General features: G+C 42.4%; 22 protein-coding genes. 4 read left to right on the top strand and 18 right to left on the bottom strand.

Annotated features, from left to right (window positions below; all coding sequences use genetic code 11):
• From N667_RS18990 to N667_RS0117410, 6 genes are all read right to left on the bottom strand, one after another.
• Positions 1–225: transposase (locus tag N667_RS18990; protein ID WP_035099271.1), on the bottom strand; the 225-nt coding region annotated here is incomplete at its 3' end.
• Between the two features lie 308 nt (positions 226–533).
• A complete protein-coding gene (bcp, locus tag N667_RS0117390; protein ID WP_027410673.1) occupies positions 534–1,010 on the bottom strand; it encodes a thioredoxin-dependent thiol peroxidase in 477 nt (158 codons plus the stop codon).
• 65 nt (positions 1,011–1,075) lie between these two features.
• Positions 1,076–1,480, bottom strand: a complete 405-nt coding sequence (locus N667_RS0117395; protein ID WP_035099318.1) for a potassium channel family protein — start codon at positions 1,478–1,480, stop codon at positions 1,076–1,078.
• A 402-nt stretch (positions 1,481–1,882) separates the two neighbouring features.
• Positions 1,883–2,668, bottom strand: a complete 786-nt coding sequence (locus N667_RS0117400) for an ABC transporter permease (RefSeq protein WP_027410675.1) — start codon at positions 2,666–2,668, stop codon at positions 1,883–1,885.
• 4 nt (positions 2,669–2,672) lie between these two features.
• On the bottom strand, positions 2,673–3,464 hold the full coding sequence (locus N667_RS0117405; RefSeq protein WP_027410676.1) for an ABC transporter permease: 792 nt from the start codon (positions 3,462–3,464) through the stop codon (positions 2,673–2,675).
• Positions 3,457–4,464 (bottom strand): ATP-binding cassette domain-containing protein, encoded by a 1,008-nt coding sequence (locus N667_RS0117410; RefSeq protein ID WP_027410677.1) that lies wholly within the window; start codon positions 4,462–4,464, stop codon positions 3,457–3,459. The genes N667_RS0117405 and N667_RS0117410 overlap by 8 nt, the downstream gene beginning before the upstream one ends.
• 360 nt (positions 4,465–4,824) lie before the next feature.
• Between N667_RS0117410 and N667_RS0117420 the strand changes: the two genes are divergently transcribed.
• Both N667_RS0117420 and N667_RS0117425 read left to right on the top strand, forming a co-directional pair.
• Entirely contained in the window at positions 4,825–6,120 is a 1,296-nt protein-coding gene (locus tag N667_RS0117420) for a glutamate-1-semialdehyde 2,1-aminomutase (protein WP_027410678.1), read from the top strand.
• 271 nt (positions 6,121–6,391) lie between these two features.
• On the top strand, positions 6,392–10,864 hold the full coding sequence (locus N667_RS0117425; RefSeq protein ID WP_027410679.1) for a glutamate synthase-related protein: 4,473 nt from the start codon (positions 6,392–6,394) through the stop codon (positions 10,862–10,864).
• Positions 10,865–11,128: 264 nt separating this feature from the next.
• Here N667_RS0117425 and N667_RS0117430 read toward each other — a convergent pair whose 3' ends face one another.
• Both N667_RS0117430 and N667_RS0117435 read right to left on the bottom strand, forming a co-directional pair.
• On the bottom strand, positions 11,129–11,962 hold the full coding sequence (locus tag N667_RS0117430) for a cytochrome c oxidase assembly protein (protein WP_027410680.1): 834 nt from the start codon (positions 11,960–11,962) through the stop codon (positions 11,129–11,131).
• Positions 11,949–12,470, bottom strand: a complete 522-nt coding sequence (locus N667_RS0117435) for a DUF2243 domain-containing protein (protein ID WP_027410681.1) — start codon at positions 12,468–12,470, stop codon at positions 11,949–11,951. Before N667_RS0117435 ends, N667_RS0117430 begins: the two co-directional genes overlap by 14 nt.
• A 384-nt stretch (positions 12,471–12,854) precedes the next feature.
• Between N667_RS0117435 and N667_RS0117440 the strand changes: the two genes are divergently transcribed.
• Positions 12,855–13,919 (top strand): FUSC family protein, encoded by a 1,065-nt coding sequence (locus N667_RS0117440; RefSeq protein ID WP_027410682.1) that lies wholly within the window; start codon positions 12,855–12,857, stop codon positions 13,917–13,919.
• 107 nt (positions 13,920–14,026) lie between these two features.
• On the opposite strand, the gene N667_RS0117445 is transcribed toward N667_RS0117440, so the two are convergent.
• The 9 genes from N667_RS0117445 to fabL all read right to left on the bottom strand — a co-directional run bounded on the left by N667_RS0117445 (position 14,027) and on the right by fabL (position 22,215).
• Entirely contained in the window at positions 14,027–14,926 is a 900-nt protein-coding gene (locus N667_RS0117445) for an ABC transporter permease (RefSeq protein WP_027410683.1), read from the bottom strand.
• A gap of 22 nt (positions 14,927–14,948) precedes the next feature.
• Entirely contained in the window at positions 14,949–15,953 is a 1,005-nt protein-coding gene (locus tag N667_RS0117450) for an ABC transporter permease (RefSeq protein WP_027410684.1), read from the bottom strand.
• Between the two features lie 117 nt (positions 15,954–16,070).
• Complete coding sequence (locus tag N667_RS0117455) at positions 16,071–17,672, bottom strand: ABC transporter substrate-binding protein (RefSeq protein ID WP_027410685.1); 1,602 nt, start codon at positions 17,670–17,672, stop codon at positions 16,071–16,073.
• A 50-nt stretch (positions 17,673–17,722) separates the two neighbouring features.
• On the bottom strand, positions 17,723–18,691 hold the full coding sequence (locus N667_RS0117460; RefSeq protein ID WP_027410686.1) for an ABC transporter ATP-binding protein: 969 nt from the start codon (positions 18,689–18,691) through the stop codon (positions 17,723–17,725).
• Positions 18,657–19,682, bottom strand: coding sequence for an ABC transporter ATP-binding protein (locus N667_RS0117465; protein WP_027410687.1), 1,026 nt, complete (start codon positions 19,680–19,682; stop codon positions 18,657–18,659). The genes N667_RS0117460 and N667_RS0117465 overlap by 35 nt, the downstream gene beginning before the upstream one ends.
• Positions 19,683–20,145: 463 nt before the next feature.
• Positions 20,146–20,682, bottom strand: coding sequence for a DUF402 domain-containing protein (locus N667_RS0117470; protein WP_027410688.1), 537 nt, complete (start codon positions 20,680–20,682; stop codon positions 20,146–20,148).
• A gap of 86 nt (positions 20,683–20,768) precedes the next feature.
• Positions 20,769–21,032: a YgaB family protein gene (locus N667_RS0117475; protein ID WP_027410689.1), complete on the bottom strand. Its 264-nt coding sequence runs from the start codon at positions 21,030–21,032 to the stop codon at positions 20,769–20,771.
• Between the two features lie 197 nt (positions 21,033–21,229).
• A complete protein-coding gene (locus N667_RS0117480; RefSeq protein WP_027410690.1) occupies positions 21,230–21,406 on the bottom strand; it encodes a gamma-type small acid-soluble spore protein in 177 nt (58 codons plus the stop codon).
• A gap of 59 nt (positions 21,407–21,465) precedes the next feature.
• Complete coding sequence (gene fabL, locus N667_RS0117485) at positions 21,466–22,215, bottom strand: enoyl-[acyl-carrier-protein] reductase FabL (RefSeq protein ID WP_027410691.1); 750 nt, start codon at positions 22,213–22,215, stop codon at positions 21,466–21,468.
• 69 nt (positions 22,216–22,284) lie between these two features.
• Here fabL and N667_RS0117490 point away from each other — a divergent pair, with 69 nt between their 5' ends.
• Positions 22,285–22,509: a hypothetical protein gene (locus N667_RS0117490; RefSeq protein WP_027410692.1), complete on the top strand. Its 225-nt coding sequence runs from the start codon at positions 22,285–22,287 to the stop codon at positions 22,507–22,509.
• On the opposite strand, the gene mutY is transcribed toward N667_RS0117490, so the two are convergent.
• Positions 22,506–23,615, bottom strand: a complete 1,110-nt coding sequence (gene mutY, locus N667_RS0117495) for an A/G-specific adenine glycosylase (RefSeq protein ID WP_232223991.1) — start codon at positions 23,613–23,615, stop codon at positions 22,506–22,508. The two genes, N667_RS0117490 and mutY, sit on opposite strands and share 4 nt — an antisense overlap.
• Between the last annotated feature and the right edge of the window lie 81 nt (positions 23,616–23,696).

Raw genomic sequence — 23,696 nt, forward strand, 5'->3', positions numbered from 1 at the left:
TCCGTTTCGGTCTCTAGGGACCAAAAGACCCTCAATCCGGCCATATTGCGTATCTAAATTTCGTTGATAGTAGCCGTTTCTCATATTCGACGTTCCGGCTTGTTCCATTTCGAGGAAATTTTTAATTTCTTCCCGCATGATCAGTTCTAATTTTTCCTTTATAAACTGACGAATGACACTTTCCAGTTGATTTGCCCAGTCGACATTCGGTATACTTTTAGACATAGGTAGGGTTCTCCTTTCTCTGGAATGTTTGGGTTCAATCAGAGAATACCCTACCTTTTTTATTTTGCTCTAGTAAAATGCTTTACACAAAATTTTATACATCATCATTATTACTTTATAATTTTTATAATTAGTCTACCTTTATTTTATACATTTTGTCAATATTCCCTATCATTAATATATGATTTTACTCGATTTTTTTACATAAAAAACGTGCGGAATGATTTTCCGCACGAAACTTATTGCATTTGAGGAGGTATGCCCTACATCATCAACATATTCCATTTTCATTATTTTTGCATAGACGTTTACCTAGCATTCACAAAATTATTTATATATTCCAGCGCTTCTTCCACATGACCTTTTACTTTAACATTACGCCACTCTTTTAAAAGTTTTCCTTCTTTATCGATTACAAAAGTAGAACGTTCAATTCCCATATATTCTTTCCCAAAATTTTTCTTCAACTTCCAAACTCCATATTTTTCTGCCACTTCATGCTCGGTATCGGACAACAATAAAAATGGAAGTTCGTATTTCTCGATAAATTTTTGATGTCTTTCTATCGGGTCTGTGCTTACTCCTAAAATGACCACATTTAAATCGCTAAATCGAGCATGATAATCTCGGAAATCACATGCTTCCGTTGTACAGCCCGGTGTCATGTCCTTCGGGTAAAAATACAATATGACATATTTTCCGCGAAAATCAGAAAGTGAGACCATTTCTCCATTGCTAGCCAACAATGTAAAATCAGGCGCAAGTTGTCCAACTTCAATAGACATTTCTTTCCCTCCAACATTCAAATTCCTGACTTTAGCGTAACGAAAAGAAAAAACAATTGCAACGTTCACTTTTCGTTCGAATCCATCACAAACCGGGCAACAAAAGCAGCCGGAATAATATATCCAAGTAAAGCTTCGAGCATAGCAATCCATCGCCCCGTCCCGATTGGAATAATATCACCGTAACCCACCGATAATAGCGTAATTGCACTAAAATATAGACTGTCGTGTAAAATATGTACAAATTCCCCATTAGTACGACCTAAGCTTTTAACAAACGCTTCGTATCCATTCATTTCCATCCATGCATATATTAATCCAAATCCAATCATCATTGTTAAATAAAGTAGCATCAGTGTAAAAAGATTCTCAATTGAGATATATTGTCTCCCTCTCGTCTGTGTCGTCCAAAATGAAATAATACTGGCTAACATAACAATCACAACTAGTCCTACTAGCAGCAGTGCCACCACCTCATTTGCAGCGATACATATGAAAAACAAAAGGCGCATATTGTGAATTTTGTACTTATACTTCTACCGCTTGCTTTAATGATATGTACAAAAATGCAAGTATAATCCACAAAATTGACTTAACCACTAGCAAATAAGAAAAGACCGAGACATACAAGTTTAACATAATCCGTCGAGAAGTCTCCCACCTCTAAGCGAAGTGTAGGTGGGGAGGTTCATATGGTCACATCTAAATATGATGTTCTCTGTTCACGCACAATTTGTTTGAAAATAGATGCATGCGCATTTTGTGTAGTCAACAAATGCAAATCACCATTCAGCGCTTTTACGGCATGAGTTATTGACTATACTATTTTCTCTTTGTACGTAAAAAGGCAGGAACCTTACCTTCCTGCCTTTTTAATTTCCTGCTCCCCGGTAACGTTTAACACCTGCGTTCCACAAAAAAACAGCCAGCACGAAAAAAACAATACCTACAACGGGAGTCAGAAACGAATAAATATACCATTCCTTCTTACCTAGAAAATAAGCGGATGGATACACCCCTACAAAGGCAAACGGAAGCACCCACGTTAGTACATAGCGAATCACGCGATTATAAATATCAATCGGATAACGACCATAGTTACTAATGTTATACATCATTGGCATGATAGAGCTTCTAGCATCCGACCAAAAACTGACCGTCGCTAGAGAAATAAAAACGCCGGCGTACACAAGCATGCCGCCTACAACAAACAAAATAAAAACAAATAAATCATACCAGTGGAGCTCTAAATGCAGACGTGAGCCTGCATACATCATGATTATGATTCCTGTTACCCCGCCGAGCAGCGACTCGAGCTCCATTCGTTCTAACACGATTTGGAACAAGCTATGGACCGGACGCGTTAAAACACGATCCAACTCCCCGCGCACAATGTACCGCTCATTAAAATCCCAAATGTTAAAAAAGGCACCGAATAGCGCAAACGGCACTAAAAAAAAGCCATAAATAAAAATCATTTCATCCCTTGTCCACCCGTGCAGTAGACTCGTATGACCAAAAATAACAAGAATAAAAATTAAATTGACCGCCTGAAACATCAAATCTGAAATAAACTCGACAAACAAATCAGCCCGATATTGCAATTTCGTTTTCATATATTGCCCCATATATTGAAAAAAGACAGAGACATAAAACACGCTCTCATCCCCCTTGAATAACAAGCTGCTTTTTAGCGAGCTTCCACAAAACTTGAATCGGGATTAATAAAATGACGCTCCAAATGAGTTGAAACATTAGTCCATTTATAATCGCTTGCCCTTGAAAGCTTTCGGTAAAAATCATACTCGGGATATAACTAATTCCTTGAAACGGAAAATATTTCATTGCCTGCTGTGCCCAATCAGGATAAAAGCTAATCGGCAAAATCAAGCCAGAAAACAAATCAATAATAAACCGTTTCGCACGCAATAATCCTTCATTGTTCAAAGTAAAAAACGTCACGACCCCTGCCAGCAAATTCAACTCAGAGTTAATGATAAAACTCAGCGTAATGGATAGTATAAAATACATCCATGTTGTAATATTCATTGAAAAATGGAGCGGAAAAAGAAGGGCTGTAACCACAACACCAGGGAGAGAAAGAAACAATAAGCGGAAAATTCCCTCTCCCAATCCTTGCATTGTTTTCATGCCTAAATAGCTATAAGGACGAATCAGTTCGGTTGCCACTTTTCCTTCTTTAATCTCCATTGCGATTTCGCGATCAATGTTATTAAAATAAAATGCCCGCGCCATCCATGAAACCGCCACATATGTCGTCATTTGTTCGATCGACATCCCTTGAATTGACGATTTTCCGCTATAAATAGCTGACCAAAGAAAGTAATAAGCTCCGATATTAATACAGTAAATCAGGATGCCGGTATAGTAATTCGTTCGGTAAGCAAGCATCATTAAAAAACGAATGCGGATCATCTCCATATATTTATCCATGCACAGCACCTTCTTCGTAAATGTTACGAATAATTTCTTCCGTCGCAATTTCGTGGATGTTGATATCCTGAATTTCGTAACGAGTCACAACGCGATTAATTACATCCGATATAGATGCTGGCGCGACATGAGCAACCCAACTGTTCGCTTGCTCCCCTTTACGCCATTCTACTTGCAAATCGCTAGTAAGAGCGCCTAATTCCCCATCTGTTACCTCTTTAGAAAAAGTAAACTGAATTTGTTTTCCCTCGCCCCAATTTTCCTTTAAATGCTGAAGCGATCCGTCATAAATAATTTTTCCTTCATCGAGCATAATGACGCGTTCGCATAGCGCTTCGATATCAGAAATATCGTGTGTTGTTAGCAAGATTGTTGTATTGTATTTTTGATTAATCTCTTTTAAAAACTCACGGATTTTTAGTTTAACTAGCACATCTAACCCAATTGTCGGCTCATCCAAAAATAAAAGCGGCGGATTATGAATAAGAGCGGCGGCGAGCTCACAGCGCATCCGCTGGCCGAGCGACAATTTACGAACTGGTTTGTCTAAAAGCGGGCCAATATCCAATGTTTCAATGACATGCCCCATGTGCTCTTTATAATCCTGATCGGATACACGATACACTTTTTTTAGCAAGCGGAATGACTCTTGCACCGCAATATCCCACCATAGTTGCGATCGTTGTCCAAATACAACGCCGATCGTTTGTACAAACGTTTCTCGCTCTTTATGCGGATTCATTCCATTTACGAGCACTTTCCCTGAAGTCGGCGTTAAAATCCCCGTCAGCATTTTTATAGTCGTTGATTTTCCTGCACCATTTTCACCGATATATCCGACCATCTCTCCTTGCTTAACGGTAAATGAAATATCGTTGACCGCACGAATCGTTTTATAGTTTCTCGTGAACAAGTCACGAAACGCCCCCATTAAACCGGAACGGCTAGAGTAAGATTTGAATTCTTTTCGCAGTTTTTCTACTTCGATTGCATTAACCATCTTGTTCTACCTCCACATAAGCATAGTTTAGCGAAAGTGAAAATGGGAAACAAATTGTATGCTTATACCATGACGATATTCCATTATTTTACTCCAACAGACATATGCAGGCATATCAGCTTACCAAAAGCTTACCAAATAGGAAGAAATGCAAACTTTTTTCCGCACTTCCGAACAAAACATGGATGAGACGCAAATCATTTGCAGTATAAGAGCCGTTGACAAGCATGCTCCTGCTGTTGAAGGCAAGAAGGCTATAAATAAAGACTTTTTTCTAGTTTTTATTGGGTTGGCCGCCACGCTAAATATGCTTATGCTAAAATAAAAAGCGGCAAAAAACTTGCATAGGAGGCTTTAAGCATGCAATTTACCAAATCTGAACAACTATATAAAGAAGCGCTTGAACATATCGTCGGCGGCGTGAACAGCCCTTCCCGCTCATATAAAGCGGTCGGCGGAGGTGCCCCTGTCGTGATGGAACGTGCACAAGGCGCTTATTTTTGGGACGTGGATGGCAATAAATACATTGACTACTTAGCAGCATACGGACCTATTATTACAGGACACGCCCATCCGCATATTACAAAAGCGATTCAGCGCGCTGCGGAAAACGGGGTGTTATACGGAACACCAACTCCTTATGAAATTACATTTGCCAAAATGTTGAAAGAGGCCATTCCTTCATTAGAAAAGGTACGCTTTGTCAATTCCGGAACTGAAGCAGTGATGACGACAATTCGCGTTGCGCGCGCCTACACGGGAAGAGATAAAATTTTAAAATTTGCCGGCTGCTATCATGGACATTCCGACCTTGTTCTCGTCGCTGCCGGTTCAGGCCCTTCCACGCTAGGAACGCCAGACTCTGCCGGGATACCGAAAAGCATTGCACAAGAAGTGATTACAGTCCCATTTAACGATATCGATTCGTTTAAACAAGCGATGGAAAAATGGGGAGAGCAAATTGCAGCCGTTCTCGTTGAGCCGATTGTCGGAAACTTCGGCATCGTTGAACCAAAGCCTGGATTTCTTGAAGCGGTTAATGAAGTGGCTCATCAAGCGGGGGCGCTCGTCATTTATGACGAGGTGATTACGGCATTTCGCTTCATGTACGGAGGAGCGCAAAATTTATTAGGTATCGAGCCCGATTTAACTGCACTCGGAAAGATTATTGGCGGCGGTCTTCCAATCGGGGCATACGGCGGTCGCAAAGACATTATGGAACAAGTCGCGCCGCTCGGTCCAGCATATCAAGCGGGAACAATGGCTGGAAACCCTGCTTCTATTCTCGCGGGAATCGCCTGCTTAGAAGTATTGCAGCAAAAAGGAGTTTATGAGCATCTGGATCGACTCGGAGCCATGTTAGAAGAAGGCATTCTCACCCACGCGAAAACATACGGCATTCCAATTATGATTAATCGCCTAAAAGGAGCACTCACCCTCTACTTCACAACGCAAAAAGTAGAAAATTATGAACAAGCGCAGCAGACAGATGGAGACATGTTCGCCAAATTCTTCAAATTAATGCTGAAGCAAGGGGTGAATCTTGCTCCTTCCAAATATGAAGCATGGTTTATTACCATCGCTCATACAGAAGAGGATATTCAATATACGCTCAAAGCCGTAGAAAATGCATTTAAATCACTCGCGGTTGAATAATTATACAAACAACCAGAGAATCCTTCTCTGGTTGTTTTGAAGAATATATTGGAAACGCTTACAATTGTTTTTCTGTGTATATTATTGGTAATGAATGCTATATCCAAAAAAGTGAATAAATAATTGATTTCACCTCTTGAACATGATAACATAAACTACAAATTCTGAAAATTTTTTATCTACAGACTGTTATTTTATATTTTTGTTATAGAACATTGTGATCAGGAGGTGAAAGGCAAAAAGCGGGATTTTCCGCTTTTAAGCCACCTGGATGAAACAACGTTGGAATCCGAGCCTTTTTAGAGATTTTCATCAAGAAGAACACGATGCCTGTGGCATTGTTTCTGCTATTGAAAAACGGCGCATCCCAACGCGGGAAAATATCATGACTTGCATTGAAGCGCTCGTTAAAATGAATCATCGCGCTGGGTTTATTAACGGAGAAGGCGATGGGGTCGGCATTCACATCGACATCCCAAGAACCCTTTGGATGGAGAAGTTAGCTAATGCTGGTCAAAACCCTGAAATTGCGAACAATCGCAATTTTATCGTCGGCCATATTTTTATTAGCCGTTCCACGAATGTAGAACAAACAAAAATGACTATTCAACAATTATTTAAACAGTCTGGCTTCTTGCTCGTTTTCGAATCCGATCGCGTGACGTCTTCACACGCACTAGGACCGATCGCTTTGCGCCAAGAGCCTGTTTTTTGGCAAGTAGCTCTTTTGCCTTCTGACGATGCTCAGTTAGCTCAACGTCTTTTTAATCTGCTCATTGAAATTGAACAAGATGAAAATGTCCATGTCGCTTCTTTGAGCAATTTCCATGTTGTTTATAAAGTCATGGGAGCAGGAGATATTTTGCCAAAGTATTACCACGATCTGGCGAATCCGCTCGTTGCTTCCACCATGACATTGGGACACAACCGTTATTCAACGAATACGCTATCAAATTTTTTCCGCGTACAGCCTTTTAGTGTTTTGGGACATAATGGAGAAATTAATACTATCGCCAAACTTCGCGATGAGGCGGCAATGATTGATGTTCCTCTCACTAATGGCGGGAGCGACTCGCAAGATTTAAGCCGTACAATGGAAACGCTTATTTGTCGCCATGGATATAGCTTATTTGAAGCAATGGATATACTATTCCCTCCGATTATTAATGAAATTAAAGCGTACCCGGGACACCTGCAAGATTTGTACGCATACATCCGCGAAGCGTGGGGACATTTTGCCCAAGGTCCCGCAGGCATTATTTCTCGCTATGGAGATGAAGCTGTCTTTAGTGTTGATGCATTAGGACTGCGGCCGCTTTGGAAGCTAGAAACAGAACATCGCTTCATTTTTTCGTCTGAACCAGGCATAATTCCTGCAAGCGAATATACAGGAGACCCAAAACCGCTAGCACCTGGGGAAAAAATTGGCTTGAAATGGAACAATAATGAACAGATTCGGGTATTTGAATATGGCGAATTCCAGGAAGAGGTATATACACGTTTTTCAAAGCGATTCGATATCACGAATTTTCGTAAACGTCTAGATCCCCCTGCTTTAGAAAAGCATGTGGTGGCCCTAGCTCCAACGAAAGTCCATAACGGACAATATGCCGCTTTCGGTTGGGATCGTGAGCATATTCAGCTTCTCGAACAGATGGCAGAAAAAGGAGCCGAGCCAATCCGTTCGCTCGGTCATGACGCTCCTCTTGCCGCCATTAATCCAAATCGAAAAAATATCGCCGATTTTATTAAGGAAAGCGTTGCTGTTGTCACTAATCCAGCGATCGATCGCGATCGCGAAACGGAGCATTTCTCGACACGAACAGTTATTGGCAAACGACCGCCGCTATTTGAAACACAAGAACCGTCCTATGTAATAGAGCTCGTTTCTCCAATTTTAATTGAGGGAAAACTTGGATATGAATGCGCTGATATTCTAAATCATCCTTCATATGATCAAATTGTTCATGCATTTGATACCAAAAAACTAGTTCATTTTATCTCAGCAACTTTCACAGCAAATGAAACCATACGGGATGCTTTGTATCGCCTGTCCATTGAGGCATGTGAAGCAGTTCGATCAGGAAAAACATTGCTGGTGATCGATGATGCCGATGCACATCAAAACGGAAATTTATGGATTGACCCGCTATTAGTGACATCAGTGATCGACCAGTCCTTAACGAAAAATGGTTTACGGCGTGACTGCTCTATTTTGCTTCGCTCCGGTGCCATTCGCTCTCTTCACGATTTCATTGTCGCATACGGACTAGGCGCCAATGTCATTAGCCCGTATTTAATGTTCGCGACGGTAGCGTCAGAAGATTCTATTAAACCGGTTATTAATTTATTCAACGCACTCAATAAAGGACTAGAAAAGGTCATTTCAACGATCGGCATTCATGAATTGCGAGGGTATAGCCGATTGTTCTCCTCGATCGGTTTACATGATGAAGTAGCCGATGTACTCAAAGTTGTCAACTTTTTCGGCTCCGATTCACTATTGTACGATTTTGCTGCTTTAAAAGAAGATGCGATTGCTCGTGCTAAAGATTATATAAACGAAAATGCAAAGCCAGGGAAAACATTTCATCTCTTCCCTCGCATTTGGAAAGCGATCGGAGAAGTGGCTCAAACAGCTTCATATGACAGCTATCGGGAAAAATTAACCGAATTAGAAACGGAAACACCAACGACGATTCGCCATTTACTCGATTTAAAGAAAGCAAAAAAAGACATCCCTATTGAAAAAGTGGATATCAGTGTCGGCGACCATAGCTTGCCGTTTGTTATTGCATCGATGTCGTTCGGCTCGCAAAATGAAGTAGCATTCCGAGCCTATGCTGAGGCAGCTGATCGTCTAAATATGATCAGCTTAAACGGCGAAGGCGGCGAAATTAAAGATATGCTCGGCAAATATCCGCGCACGCGCGGCCAACAAATCGCTTCCGGTCGTTTCGGCGTCAACGTCGAATTGCTCAACTCTTCTAATCTATTAGAAATCAAAATCGGCCAAGGAGCAAAGCCAGGCGAAGGCGGTCACCTCCCTGGTTCGAAAGTGACTGCTAAAATTGCGGAAGCCCGCAATGCAACAATTGGTTCGGATTTAATCTCTCCATCGAATAATCATGATATTTATTCGATTGAAGATTTAGCGCAAATGATCGCGGAACTTAAAACAGCGAACGACCAAGCAAAAGTCGCCGTGAAGGTGCCGGTCGTTCCAAATATCGGAACAATTGCGGTTGGAATCGCCAAAGCCGGAGCGGATATTATCACTCTTAGCGGCTTCGATGGCGGAACAGGAGCCGCGCGCATCCATGCATTGCAACACGTCGGTCTTCCGGTCGAAATTGGCGTTAAAGCGGCACACAATGCCCTTCTTGAAGCCGGGCTGCGGCATAAAGTTGAAATTTGGGCGGATGGCGGCATTAAAAGCGCGCTTGATGTCATCAAGGTTATGCTGCTTGGCGCCAACCGAATCGGCTTTGGTACGCTTTCGATGATCGCTATTGGCTGTACAACATGTCGCGGCTGCCACTTAGACACGTGTCATGTCGGAATCGCTACACAAATTGAATCAGAAGCACAAGCGAAAGAACATGGGCTGCGCCGCTTCGTTCCGCGGCAATTTGACGCGGCGGTGCAGGGGCTTGTCAACTTGTTCACAGCGTTTGGCAATGAACTGAAAGCACTAACAGCTGCTCTCGGATACGAGCGGCTGCAAGACATTGTTGGACGCTCCGATTTATTGGAACAAACAAGGGGCCTTGACCAAATGAATTTAAAATACTTGCTCGAAACAATTGGGATCGAGCAACTCGGGCAAAAAGAAGCAGCTGCAAACTTGGAAGAATCACAGTTGCTTGTGGCTGCTGGGGCCGAATATCTCGATTATCGCGTAGAAGATTTGCATCACTCTCGCGAATTTTCAACCGTCACTTCTGAACAGCGCGTTCTTGGTAGCCGTGTTTCTTGCCATCGCGTTCGCGGACGCTTGGACGGGTCGTATAAAACGCTATCGAATGTGACGTTGCGCTTCAAAAACGGCTCCATCCCTGGAAACGGCCTCGGCGCTTATAATAGCCACGGCATTCACATTCATGTCGATGGCGGCGCCCAAGATGGTATCGGAAAAACAGCCTTTGGCGGCAGCATCCTCATTTTCAAAGCAAAAGGCAAAGACGGAAAGTTTTATAACGGGGCGGTCGGAAAAGGGTTTGGCTACGGAGCGCAAAAAGGATTGTTAGTGGCTCAAGGAAATGCGGATGCTCGCGCCGGCATTCGCCTGTCAGGTGCTGATATGATTATCGGCGGCCAAGTCACAGTCCCAATTCCTGAGAACGAGCACGGCAATATCGGTGCGCGAGCGAATATTAAAGGATTCGCCTTTGAGTATATGACAAACGGGCGCGGACTTGTTCTAGGGGATCCAGGCCCATGGATTTGCGCTGGAATGACTGGGGGAGTCGTCTATTTGCGCCATCAGCCGGAAATGGGCTTGACGAAAGCAGCACTTGAACGCCGCATCGCGAAAGGTGCACAAGTCCGCATTGAACGTCTCGACGAGCGAGGAAAGGCCGATGTGAAAGAATTGCTGTCCAAATATATGGCTTTATTAGTAGAACACGAGCAATATGAAGAAGCAGAGTCCTTAAAGCTTTTACTCGAAAACCCGGAAGACCACTTCTTCCAAGTCATCCCGGCAAAAGAGCAAGCCGATCCATCCGTTTCAACAGAATGATCATTTACATCCGCTGCCTACAAAAGGTATCCCGTTTCTTGCGGGGTACCTTTTTTTGATCATTCCATAAATCGGGGGGCCCCCAACTATAAAGAGTTCCCATTTTTACTCGATTCATTGAATCTATTGATTGAATAGTACTCCCAATAAAAACCACATTTGATATGCATCGAATAATGATTGCATCCTAAATATGCAAGAAGCATAATGTCTATTTTCCTCTTTCAGCAAGTAGTACCATACAATCACAAAAATCAGCATTGATTAATTCGAGACTTTTGAGCACTGATCCATAGCTAGCGAGGCCCGAGGTCGGGTGGCTCTAAACCACTGAAAGCAGAGTATGAAGATGAGAACCGCATCGATCACATCTCCGCCGTAGTACATTAACATCCCTCCCATTTCCGCCTGCTCTGTAGGCACGCCATTAGGCGGGTGAGCATAGATGTATTTGGATAAGATGCTGTGGCCAGCCAAAGCAACTATCAACACGATTGCACGATAGACGAAGCTAGACCTGTGCGGCATCGGATCAACATAAATCATAGACACGGTAAAAACATATCCAGCAAGGAACACATGTGTGTGTACCAATACATGCAAGAGAACGTTTTGTTGCATCATTGCGTACAAATCGGTCGTATAGAGTAGCCACAGTCCTCCAACATTGAGACAAGATGCGACAATAGGGTCGCCCAAAATACGAACTGGCCAGCTCTTCAGCACGTTGGAAAGACGCCGTGCGAGAGTCACATTGAGTGTTCGCATAACAAGAGTCATAGGTGCCGCTAACGCCATAAGAAGCGGCGCAAGCATTCCAAGGAGTAAATGACCCATCATATGCGCTGTAAAATCCATATGAGCACGATTCGCTAGAGGACCAATAACTACGGCAATTGCGCAGAGAACTCCGAGCACCCAGAAGATCGTGCGATGTATGGGCCATTGTTTGTGGCGGCGGCTAGATATAAATGCAGCGAAGATATAAACAACTAATAGCAGAAAAAAAGGCAATGCCAATAGTAATTGCGCTAGCATCCCATTTGCATAATCAATATGGGTTCCATTACTGTGATGAACGTAATTATTGAGGTTCATATGAACGTTCCCCTCTTGGCAGTTGTGATTGACTTCGTGCGCGAATAATGAGGGTTGCACCAACTACAATCATAACAACCGCAAGAATATTCCATGTCAAATCATAAGGAAGAATATGCACATTGTAACGAATTTGATGCAACCGCATCAGCTTATGCTGGATTGTACCATCGTATAACTGGAATATGCCTGCCCCGAGCAACACCCCTCCCCACCATCTAGTGAGCCGCAATGCGTTTCGCCGGCGAAGATCTGCGAGCATAAATAGCGATCCGACTGTCGCAAACCAACTAAAAGCATGAAACAAACCATCTGAGACTAATCCAATACTAGTCGTGGACTTGTCATAAAAATGGTGCCAATGCAACAATTGATGGAAAACAGCTTCATCGATAAAGGCGACTAAACCAAGGCCGAACAGAAAGCCCGACCATAGATTGCGAGCTAAGTATGAGGAGCTAGTTGTATCATTTGAATGATTCTTTAAATTCACGTTTTCAACAGCCATACGATCACCTAACACTTGAATTTTCGCGTCGTTTCTTCCCACATCTTTTCCCGAATAAACGAGTTATAATCAAATTCAAGGAAGAATTTCTCTTATTTTATAAAAGCATAATAGACACCATGTTTTAATCATAGGTATCTTTATCCAATCTACATAACTTCTCTCACTTACAATTTGTTTAAAGGTGAGGTTAAATCATTATCAGCCCCAATGCTTAGACTAGATATCTGAATGAAAAAAATAGTCCAGCATATACATAATACCGCTGCTTTTCTTTTTCAAAATGAGGGTGGTTTTCCTACTTGATATCCTCTAATAAACCTTGTATATTACTAAATTGTTCATAATTATTTTCCAAACAAAAAGGAAGGATAAAAAGGTGTTATGAAACTCGGAGCCCGCATTTTTAAAACGGGAATTGCTGTTACATTAGCGCTTGTTTTAGCCAATATTTTGAATCTCCCTGCTCCATCCTTTGCAGGTATATCGGCTGTTTTTGCGATGCAGCCAACAATTTATCGCTCTTACTTATCTTTAATTGAACAATTGCAAGCGAACGTGATCGGAGCTGTTTTTGCGATTGTTTTTGTCCTGTTATTTGGTCACAATCCTTTTATAATCGGATTGACAGCCATTTTAGTTATTGCACTTTGCTTACGACTTCGGCTTGAATCTACCATTTCCGTTGCCTTAGTTACAGTAATTGCCATCATGGAATACACAGAAACGAACTTTATTCAATTCGCTCTGATTCGTTTTTCAACCATTATGCTCGGCATACTTGCTGCATTCATTGTGAACTGCATATTTTTGCCGCCAAAATATGAAAAAAAGCTGTACTCGAACATTGTTGAAAACACGGAAACGATTTTAAAATGGATTCGCATGAATACGAGACACGCCTCAGAGTATCAGGCTGTAAAGGAAGACATTGAAAAGCTTAAAGAAAATATGATCAAGCTTGACCAGCTTTACTTAATGTATAAAGAAGAACGAATATACTCGCAAAAAACTCGCTATCAAAAATCGCGAAAACTCGTGTTATACCGGCAAATGATCACAGCCACAAATCGAGCGTTTGATACGTTAAAAGCGCTGCATCGCCTCGAAAACGAACTGTGTCATATGCCGCCGGAGTTTCAACAAATTGTGCGTTCACAGCTCGATTGCTTGCTGCATTATCATGAGCAAATTTTGCTAAAGTTTATCGGAAAAGCAAAATTCCAGCAAGAATCAGCCATTGCGAGCGAGGCATGCCATGAAAAACAGCGGCTTGTCGACGCGTTTTATAAATATAATGAATACGGTAACGAATATCACCTTTTTTCATTAATCGGAACGATCATTGGTTATGGAGAGCAATTGGAACATTTAGATAGACTGATTGAAAGCTTCCAGCAATATCATAAAGATGAAGAGTCGCTGCAGCTTTCCAGTCAGGAGACATAGAATGATATAGATGAGCGTTCAACGCAAGCGACTCTTTCTTATGCAACACCATTAATAAAAAAGAGACATCGTCCATTTGTAATGAATCGATGTCTCTTTTTCTCTTTTTAACTTTTCATGCGCGGATCGAGCGCATCGCGCAATCCGTCCCCCATTAAGTTAAACCCTAGTACCGTCAGCATAATCGCAAGTCCTGGAAACACCATTGTCCACGGTGCTTGTGTTAAAAAGTCTTTGGAACTCGCCAGCATCGTTCCCCATTCTGGATTCGGCGGCTGCGCTCCTAAGCCGAGAAAACCGAGAGCAGCCGCTTCAATAATGGCAGTGGCAATCGCCAGCGTTCCTTGTACAATAATCGGTGCCATACTGTTTGGCAAAATATGATGGAATAAGATGCGGGCATCGCTCATCCCAATCGCTCTTGCGGCCATAATGTATTCCTCTTGTTTAATGCTTAACACCCGGGAGCGAATTAAGCGACCGAAGTTCGGAATATTAATAACCGCAATTGCAATAAGGGCATTTTGTAGCGACGGTCCTAGTACAGCTACAATTCCGATGGCCAACAAAATGCTAGGAAACGCCAACATAATATCAAAGATGCGTGAAATAATGCCGTCTATCCACCGCCCATAGTAGCCAGCCACTATGCCGAGCAAAGAGCCGACGATCACTGAACCTAAGACAGAGAAAAAGCCGACCCAAAGCGAAATTCTCGCCCCATAAATAACACGCGACAAAATATCGCGGCCAAAGTCATCCGTACCAAATAAATGTTCTTTAGACGGGGCTTGCAAGCGCAAGGACAAATTTTGTTCATTAATCCCATACGGTGCAAGGAGCGGCGCAAATATAGCCAAGAGGATAAAAAACAAAACAATCCCTGTTCCAACGAGAGCTATTTTATTTTTCTTAAAACTGCGCCAGCCTTCTTTCCAAAGCGAGACGGATTCTTCTTTTTCTTGCCTAACGGATACGGGTGCTTGGTTGCGAGCCAATTCAGCCATTTTTATTCCCCCCTTCGGCCCATCAGTTGTATTTAATGCGCGGATCAATCGCCGCGTAAAGAAGATCAACTATTAAGTTAATAAAAATAAAAATAGTTGCCACCACTAAAATACCGGATTGAATGACTGGATAATCGCGATAGCCGATCGCATCATAAATATAACGTCCAATTCCCGGCCAGCTGAAAATCGTTTCCGTTAAAATCGCTCCCCCTAATAACAATCCTGTCTGTAATCCAATGACTGTCAACACCGGAATAATCGCGTTTTTTAGCGAATGCTTGTACACCACCCAAAACATGCTAAGCCCTTTGGCTCTCGCCGTGCGCACATAGTCCGATTTCATGACCTCCAACATGCTCGAACGGGTAATTCTCGCAATGATGGCCATCGGAATCGTCGCTAATGCAACACTTGGCAAAATCAAATGTTGTAGCACTTCAACAAATTGTTCCGTGTTTCCTTGTAACAGTGTATCAATTAAGTATAGATGGGTAATTGGTTCAATCGGATTTCGTACTTCTTCCCGTCCTGCTGTCGGCAGCCAATCTAAATGAATGGCGAATATCCATTGTTCCATTAATCCGAGCCAAAAAATTGGCATCGATACACCGATCAGTGCCAATACCATCGCTGCATAATCAAACCACGAGTTTTGAAACCATGCACTAACAATTCCTGCATTGACGCCGATGATAACAGCGATGAACATCGCTGCCAGCGACAGCTCCAGCGTCGCTGCTAAATACGGCCAAATTTCATGAGATACGGCTGTGCCCGTTCGAATCGATTCTCCTAAATCGCCTCGCAATAAGCCTCCTAAATATTTTACGTATTGCACATACCACGGTTGATCTAATCCTAATTTATGTGTTAACGCTGCGACCGCCTCTTTTGTGGCCTTTTGTCCTAAAATGACTTGCGCTGGATTTCCCGGAATAGCGCGAATCATAAAAAACACCACAAGCGACATACCTAACAGAACCGGGATGACCATGAACACTCTTCGCACCGTATAAGCAAACATTGTCTCACTCCTTCCTCACTTTTTGGTCTACCTATTAAGCGATTTTTGCAACCTAAGTTTTTTAGCTATGGCAATTTAAAAAGGGAGAGGATGCAATCCCCCTCCCTCAACACAAACTTATTGAAATTCTACTTTCGTAAATTTATCCGAACCGGTCGGATGCGGGTTAAAGCCTTTAATGTTCGTTTTGCCAGCTAGCAACGGTGTTGAGTGCACAAGCGGGATCCATGGTGCATCGTCTTTAATAATTTCTTGCGCTTTTTTGTAGAGTTCATTACGTTGGTTTTCATCGCTTACAGTTTGTGCTTCTACTAAAATTTTGTGAAGCTCGTCATTTGAATAGTACGTGTAGTTATTGCTGCCGATGCTGTCTTTATCCAGCAATGCGTACAAGAAGTTATCCGCATCGCCGTTATCTCCTGTCCAACCGAGCAAGAAAGCATCTGCTTCTCCTTTAGCTGCTTTATCTAAGTAAGTCGCCCATTCATACGTAACAATTTTCGCCTTGACGCCGATTTTTGCGAAATTCGCTTGCAGCGCTTCCGCTACTTTTTTCCCGTCTGGCATGTATGGACGCGGAACAGGCATCGCCCATAATTCCATTTCAAATCCGTTCGGATAGCCAGCCTGCGCAAGAAGTTGTTTTGCTTTTTCTAAATCAAATGGATAATCTTGAATCGCATCGTTATAGCCAGGAATGCTTGGAGGCATTGGGTTTTTCGCTGGTTCCGCCTGCCCTGCATAGAACGCATCGATAATCGCCTTTTTGTCCACCGCGTAGTTTAGCGCCTGACGGACAAGCTTATTTTTAAGCGGGCCTCTCGTCACCGTTAAGCCGACATAGCCAACGTTCATTGAAGGGCGTTTGAAAATTTGGAAATCTTTCTTTCCTTCAAGTTGTTTTAAGTCTGTCGGATTTAAATCTTCCATTAAATCGATCTCGCCTTTTAGCAACGCATTTAAGCGTGCAGAATTATCAGGAATCGATACGAAAATCAATTGATTTAATTTCGGATATCCGTTCATCCAATAATCTTTATTTTTTTCAAGCACAATTCGCTCATTGCGCTTCCATTCTTTGAAAACAAATGGACCTGTGCCAACAGGATTTTCGCCAAATTTATCGCCATATTTTTTCACTGCCGCTGGACTTGCAATTGCAAACGGCGGCATCGCAAGGTTTTTCAAGAACGGAGCTTGCGGACGTTTTAAAACAAATTGAACAGTGTAATCATCTAACGCCTTCACTTCTTTAATTACATGGCTTTCATCGTTTTTATATCCACCAAACATAGATCCGTAATATGGAAATTTATCGGCATTGCCATTTGCCCAACGCTCAAAGTTAAATACGACTGCTTCTGCATTGAAATCAGTTCCGTCATGGAATTTGACACCCTTGCGCAATTTAAATGTATACGTTAAGCCATCTTTTGAAATATCCCATTTCTCTGCCAATGCTGGCTTAATAGATGTGTCGTTGTCATTGTAATCTAGCAACGTGTCAAAAATATTTTTTGTAACTTTTAAAGACTCACCATCTGTCACCGTCGCCGGATCAAGCGAGACGGAATCCCCGCCGCGGCCATACACAAGCGTGCTTTGCGCGGTCCCTTCTTTTGCGCTGCCGCTTGTCTTTTCTGATTTTCCACAGCCGACAAGCGCCATCGACAATGCGAGCATAAATGCAAGCAATGCTGTGAGTGACTTTTTCTTCACAATGTGTTCCCCCTTTTATGTAATGTTGTATAAACTCGCTGCTTGCCGCTTTATTCATAAAGGTGACAAGCAACGTAATGACCTGCTTCCACTTCCTTAAGCTTCGGTCGCTCTGTTTTACAAATCTCCATACAGGCGCCGCAACGTGTATGAAAAGCACACCCCTTTGGTGGATTCGCCGGACTCGGCAAATCCCCTGCTAAAAGCTGCCGCTCCTGCTTATATTCTGGATCTGGAATTGGGACTGCAGATAATAATGCTTTCGTATACGGATGCTTAGGAGATTTATATAAAGCGTCGCTGTCAGCCAATTCAACCATTCTGCCTAAATACATTACGCCGACGCGATCGCTAATATGTCGAACAACCCCTAGATCGTGCGCAATAAAAATGTATGTCAGTCCAAATTCTTTCTGTAAATCTTCTAATAGATTTAATACTTGTGCTTGAATCGACACATCAAGCGCTGAAACAGGTTCGTCGGCAATAATGAGCTTCGGTTGCGTCATCAGCGCTCGAGCGATCCCGATACGTTGCCGCTGCCCGCCGCTGAATTGATGTGGATAGCGCTTGGCATGATAGCTTCCGAGTCCTACAACCTCCAACATTTCTTGCACGCGCTTTTTCCGCTCTTGCTTTGAGCCAATACCGTGGACGATCAGCGGCTCTTCTAATATTTTTTCCACCGTATGGCGCGGGTTTAGCGAGGCGAACGGATCTTGAAACACCATTTGCATATCCCGCCGAATTTTCCGCAATTCTCTTTTCGATAGACTAGTAATCTCTTGATTTTCAAAAATAATGGAGCCCTCCGTCGGTTCAATGAGACGAAGGAGCATGCGGCCAGTTGTCGATTTCCCGCATCCACTCTCCCCGACAATTCCTAACGTCTCCCCTTTATATACCGTGAATGTAAGGTCGTCAACCGCTTTGACCTCCCCGATCGTTTTACTAAAAATACCGCCAGTGATGGGGAAATATTTTTTAAGACTTTTCACCTGCAACAACGGCTCGGCCACTTTTACTCTCCTCCTCTCTTTGATGCAAAAAACAGCGGACGCGATGGCCTGTGCCATCAAGATCGTACAGTTGTGGGGTCTCTTTTAAACATTGATCAAACGCATGCTCACAGCGCGCCGCAAACCGGCATCCGTGCGTGATCGCCCCCGGTTTTGGAACGTTGCCCGGAATCGAATAAAGCCGCTCTTTTTTCTCGCGAATATCCGGTACCGATTGAATTAAGCCAATTGTATAAGGATGTTTCGGTCTCCTAAAAATCGTGTGCACATCGCCTTCTTCGACAATTTTACCGGAATACATTACAACAACGCGCTGACATACTTCAGCCACTACTCCTAGATCGTGGGTAATCATCATGATCGCTGTCCGGAAATTTTCGTTTAAATCTTTCATCAGCTTTAAAATTTGTGCCTGAATCGTCACATCTAGAGCAGTTGTTGGCTCATCGGCGATCAAAACAGCCGGTCGGCATGCCATCGCCATTGCAATCATGACTCTCTGCCTCATTCCTCCTGATAGTTGATGAGGATATTCATCAATGATGGCTTCAGCGCGTGGAAGGCCAACGAGTTTTAACATTTCGATCGCACGAAGGCGAGCTTCCTTCTTATTCAGGTCAGTATGTATGCGAATCGCTTCAATCAGTTGGTTGCCAATTGTAAACAGTGGATTTAAAGATGTCATCGGTTCTTGGAAAATCATCGCGATTTCGTTGCCGCGAATCTCTTTCATTCGCTTTTCTGTCGCATGAACGAGATTTTCCCCTCTAAACAAAATTTCGCCGCCAACAACTTTGCCAATTCCCTTTGGCAATAGCCCCATAATCGAGAGCGATGTGACGCTTTTTCCGCATCCCGACTCTCCAACAACTCCTAAAATTTCGCCCTCATCTATGTAAAAATCGATATCATCAACCGCAGGAATTTCTCCGTCATCCGTAAAAAAAGATGTTTTCAGTCCTTTCACTTCCAACACCCGTTGTTTGCTCATATCGTCACTCCCCTGCTTAATTAAAAAAAGAATTGCAGTACAATTCTGACATTTGTACTTAAATTATGCCATGTATAGCAGGATAATACAATACTCAATATTAAAAAAAGTCCAAATTATACAAATAAAGTGAATATAATTTTATTTGTATTAAAATTACCAAGATTTCGCTTAAAAATATGCCATACTTTACTTTTTTTAGATAACACAACTACTTTTCCCCTCTTTATTTCTTTAATATAAAAAAGCGATCAACATGTTCATACAAAAATAAAGCTGATTTATAGGGTTGGTGTCTAGCCCCTATAAATCAGCTCTATTGTTTACTATCATCCTCTTTAACATATCCACCGAGAAGTCTCCCACCTCTAAGCGAAGTGTAGGTGGGGAAGGTTCATAAGCAGAAAAACCTGTTGTTAAAGATACAAACAGGCTTTTTGGTTATTTTCCATATCACCCCATGTTATTTTCGATAAAAAAGAAATTTGTCATACCAAGTATCAATAAAATCCGGCGCAAACGGTCCCTTTCTTTGATGAATCCAACTAATCAGCTTTTGCACGTTGTTTTTCAAAATTTGATCTACTACGCTTGGATAGTTCATCTCGAAACGATGACGTTCGTATTCATCTTCATCCAAAATCACATACGTCATATTTGGAAAAACTTTTACATCTAGGTCATAGTCAATGTATTTAAGCGCTTCTTTGTCCCAGACAAAAGGCGAACTTAAATTGCAATAATAGTAAATGCCGTCCTCACGAATCATTCCAATAATATTAAACCAATGCTTGGAATGAAAAAAACAAATTGCCGGCTCCCTTGTAGTCCATGTCCGCCCATCTGCCTCTGTTACCGTCGTACGATCATTAGCGGCAATAATATAATTCGGTGTTCCTTTTAGTACTACTGTTTCTTTCCAAATCCGATGAATAGAACCGTTATGTTTGTAGCTGTGAATTTGTATCGTTTGTCCGTCACGAGGATATTCTATCGTCATATTCTTCCCTACTTTCATATGGGCACTTCTTCTCTCTATTATAAATAATTCACAATATAATTGAAAACAAAAGAGCCACCAAATTGTTATGATGGCTCGCCTGCATGACAATATTGACGGCGATATGACCGGATCACTTCCTCTGTTTGTTTTTCAAACATTTGCTGAATTTCCTTTAATTGCTCTTTCATCTGTTGGATTTCCTCCTGAACTGATTGCAGATTTGCTTCATTTTGCAATTCCATTAGTTCTTCTTCAAGAGCCTGACACCGTTCAATTTCTGATTGTAAAAATAAGAGCTGCTCCATCGTTTTTAACTGCTCTCCTACCAAACGATCGAAAAGTTCCATAGTCGTCTTCTCCCTTCCTCCTTTTCCTTAATGTAATACATTCGGGAACGGAGAAGTTTTTCCTTTGACTATATATGTAGAGTGGTGATAACTTTTGTCGAGTAGATTATCGGCGCTGAAAAATAGGCACTCCCTTATCGAAAAAAGGAGTGCCCGCATGGTTATCTGCTTTGATTTTGTGTTTGGCTTGCTGCGTTTTAATTTTTGCGAGATTCAGCTTGAGCATTTTGTTGTCTTACTTCTTGAGCATTTGTCTCAGCAGCAAATTCTGTGCCGAATTGCCCAGCTGCACCCGCTTGAGCAGCTTGAGCGTTTTGTTGTCTTACTTCTTGAATGTTTGTACCAGAAACACTTCTGTTCGGTTGTTTTGCCATTGTTATCACCTCCACGACATTTAATGTGTCCAGAAGGTGATTTTTTATCCATAAAAAATTTACATTAATAAAGATCGGCCACCGTCAACGATAATCGTCTGTCCACGTATCATCTCGGCTTGTTCGGATAGTAAAAATAAAACCGCATTGACAATATCTTTCGGCTCGACCATTCGACCTGCTGGCGTTTTGGCAACTGCATCAGCCAATAGCTCGTCCCGGTTCGGAAAATGCTTCAATGCATCCGTATCGATCGCTCCCCCCGATACCGCATTGACCGAAATATTTTTAGAGGCTAACTCCACCGCTAAATAACGAGTAAGAGATTCGACCGCCGCTTTAGAAACTCCAACAGCTGTGTAATTTTCTAAATAACGAATCGACCCGAGCGAACTAATGCTGACAATTTTACCTCCTCCTACTTTTTCCATTCGCTTGACCGCTTCCTGCGCGCAGAACAATAGCGCTTTGCTATTAATATCCATCGTCCAATCCCAATGTGATTCTTCCAGATCTATTGCCGGGCGTAGCACACCGGAAGCTGCGTTATTAATGAGTACATCAACCCGTCCGAAAGCTTCGTCGATTTGTGCGAACATCTCCCGAATTTTTTCTACTTTGCCTACGTTCGCTTTAACGATAAGCGCCTTTTGTCCCAACGCTTCAATTTCTTTCGCTGTCTGTAGTGCTGCTTCTTTGCTGCGCGCATAGTTAACGACAATATCGAATCCTTCTTGAGCGAGCCTTAACGCGATCGCTCTCCCAATCCCTCGGCTACTTCCTGTAACGACTGCTACTTTTTTATCCATGATCCTCTCTCCTTTTATGTATAAATTGCTAGGCTGTTTTCAAAACTATAAAAAAAGGAGGAACAGCCCATGTATGTTGGTCGCGATATGACAGAACTTTCGATGATTCCAAAATCAAAATGGAAAGATAGCGAACTCGCCTTTTTCCATCATTCATTCCAGCAAATTGCTCCCTATCTAAATGCCGAAGGGCAAACCATTCACCGCGAAATTATTGAAGAAATCGAAGCTCGTGGAGGCTTCAACCGAATGGAAGCAACGTACACGCAAGGCACAAAACCGTCATACGATTAAACAGGGCGGAAGCTATCCGCCGACTGTTTGTATTCATTCCAAATCCGTTGATGGGAAACCGGGAACGCATACTCATGAATTTCCTCCTCGCTAACGAGTTTCAAGCGTTCTGTTTCCGCAACATTGCTTTTAATCATGCCACGGTATACGACAATGTTCCAAACTAAATGAGAAAACTCATGTTCTAAAGCAGCAAATGCATGCTCAAGCTCCACATGAACTCCGTAAGCTTCTTTCAAAAAGGCTTCCAATTGCTCTTTCGGGTGTTTCGAAGAAATTTCACAGTTCGGAAACTCCCATAGGTTGGCCAGCAGTCCTTCACGATCCCGCTTATGAATAAGAATGCGCCCTTGCGAATCAACTACAACAGCTGCGGAGATCGCCACTTCTTTCATCTTTGTTTTTTTTGTTTTCACCGGAAGTTCTTCCTGTACCCCCTCCTGGAAAGCGCGGCAATGCTCCTGAACAGGACAAAGCAAACAAGCTGGTTTTCCCGGCACGCAAATTAATGCACCTAATTCCATTAAAGCTTGGTTAAAATAAGAAGGATTGTCATGAGAAATAATTGCTCGAACAATTTCTTCAAATATTTTTCTCGTTTTCGTTTTCGCAATATCCTCGCGTATTAGAAAAATTCGCGATAAAACGCGCATGACATTCCCGTCCACCGCCGGCTCTGGAATTCCGTATGCAATGCTTAGTACCGCTCCAGTCGTGTACGGCCCCACGCCTTTCAATTTTGAAAACTCCTCAGCGCGATCAGGCACTTTTCCGCCATATCGCTCCTTTACTTCCTTTACTGCCGCATGCAAATTGCGGATACGCGAATAATATCCAAGCCCTTCCCAAGCTTTTAGCACTTTCTCTTCGTCTGCGTCAGCAAGCGATTCTAAAGTGGGAAACTGCTTTATAAACTGATGAAAGTACGGAATAACCGTATCAACTCTTGTTTGCTGCAACATAATTTCCGACACCCAAATTTTATAGGGATCCTTATCTTTTCTCCACGGCAAATCGCGTTGCTCACGTTCAAACCAATCAATTAAATCACGCTGAAACAATTGAACCGCAAATCCTTCAATAAATGGTTGTATTTGTTCGTTCACGCTCGTTCCTCCAAGATGTTAAACTAATGATAGTATAGTCTATTTACGAAAAAATTCAATTATTTGATACATATCCAATCA

It is taken from the genome of Anoxybacillus tepidamans PS2 (assembly GCF_000620165.1).
In the GTDB taxonomy this organism is placed as follows: Bacteria; Bacillota; Bacilli; order Bacillales; family Anoxybacillaceae; genus Anoxybacteroides; species Anoxybacteroides tepidamans_A.

Bases quoted from the DNA above. Each gene is read 5' to 3' on its own strand.
- bcp (WP_027410673.1), bottom strand. From the start codon at position 1,010: ATGTCTATTGAAGTTGGACAACTTGCGCCTGATTTTACATTGTTGGCT.
- N667_RS0117405 (WP_027410676.1), bottom strand. From the start codon at position 3,464: ATGGATAAATATATGGAGATGATCCGCATTCGTTTTTTAATGATGCTT.
- N667_RS0117410 (WP_027410677.1), bottom strand. From the start codon at position 4,464: ATGGTTAATGCAATCGAAGTAGAAAAACTGCGAAAAGAATTCAAATCT.
- N667_RS0117420 (WP_027410678.1), top strand. From the start codon at position 4,825: ATGCAATTTACCAAATCTGAACAACTATATAAAGAAGCGCTTGAACAT.
- N667_RS0117425 (WP_027410679.1), top strand. From the start codon at position 6,392: ATGAAACAACGTTGGAATCCGAGCCTTTTTAGAGATTTTCATCAAGAA.
- N667_RS0117430 (WP_027410680.1), bottom strand. From the start codon at position 11,962: ATGAACCTCAATAATTACGTTCATCACAGTAATGGAACCCATATTGAT.
- N667_RS0117435 (WP_027410681.1), bottom strand. From the start codon at position 12,470: ATGGCTGTTGAAAACGTGAATTTAAAGAATCATTCAAATGATACAACT.
- N667_RS0117440 (WP_027410682.1), top strand. From the start codon at position 12,855: ATGAAACTCGGAGCCCGCATTTTTAAAACGGGAATTGCTGTTACATTA.
- N667_RS0117445 (WP_027410683.1), bottom strand. From the start codon at position 14,926: ATGGCTGAATTGGCTCGCAACCAAGCACCCGTATCCGTTAGGCAAGAA.
- N667_RS0117450 (WP_027410684.1), bottom strand. From the start codon at position 15,953: ATGTTTGCTTATACGGTGCGAAGAGTGTTCATGGTCATCCCGGTTCTG.
- N667_RS0117465 (WP_027410687.1), bottom strand. From the start codon at position 19,682: ATGAGCAAACAACGGGTGTTGGAAGTGAAAGGACTGAAAACATCTTTT.
- N667_RS0117470 (WP_027410688.1), bottom strand. From the start codon at position 20,682: ATGACGATAGAATATCCTCGTGACGGACAAACGATACAAATTCACAGC.
- N667_RS0117475 (WP_027410689.1), bottom strand. From the start codon at position 21,032: ATGGAACTTTTCGATCGTTTGGTAGGAGAGCAGTTAAAAACGATGGAG.
- N667_RS0117480 (WP_027410690.1), bottom strand. From the start codon at position 21,406: ATGGCAAAACAACCGAACAGAAGTGTTTCTGGTACAAACATTCAAGAA.
- fabL (WP_027410691.1), bottom strand. From the start codon at position 22,215: ATGGATAAAAAAGTAGCAGTCGTTACAGGAAGTAGCCGAGGGATTGGG.
- N667_RS0117490 (WP_027410692.1), top strand. From the start codon at position 22,285: ATGTATGTTGGTCGCGATATGACAGAACTTTCGATGATTCCAAAATCA.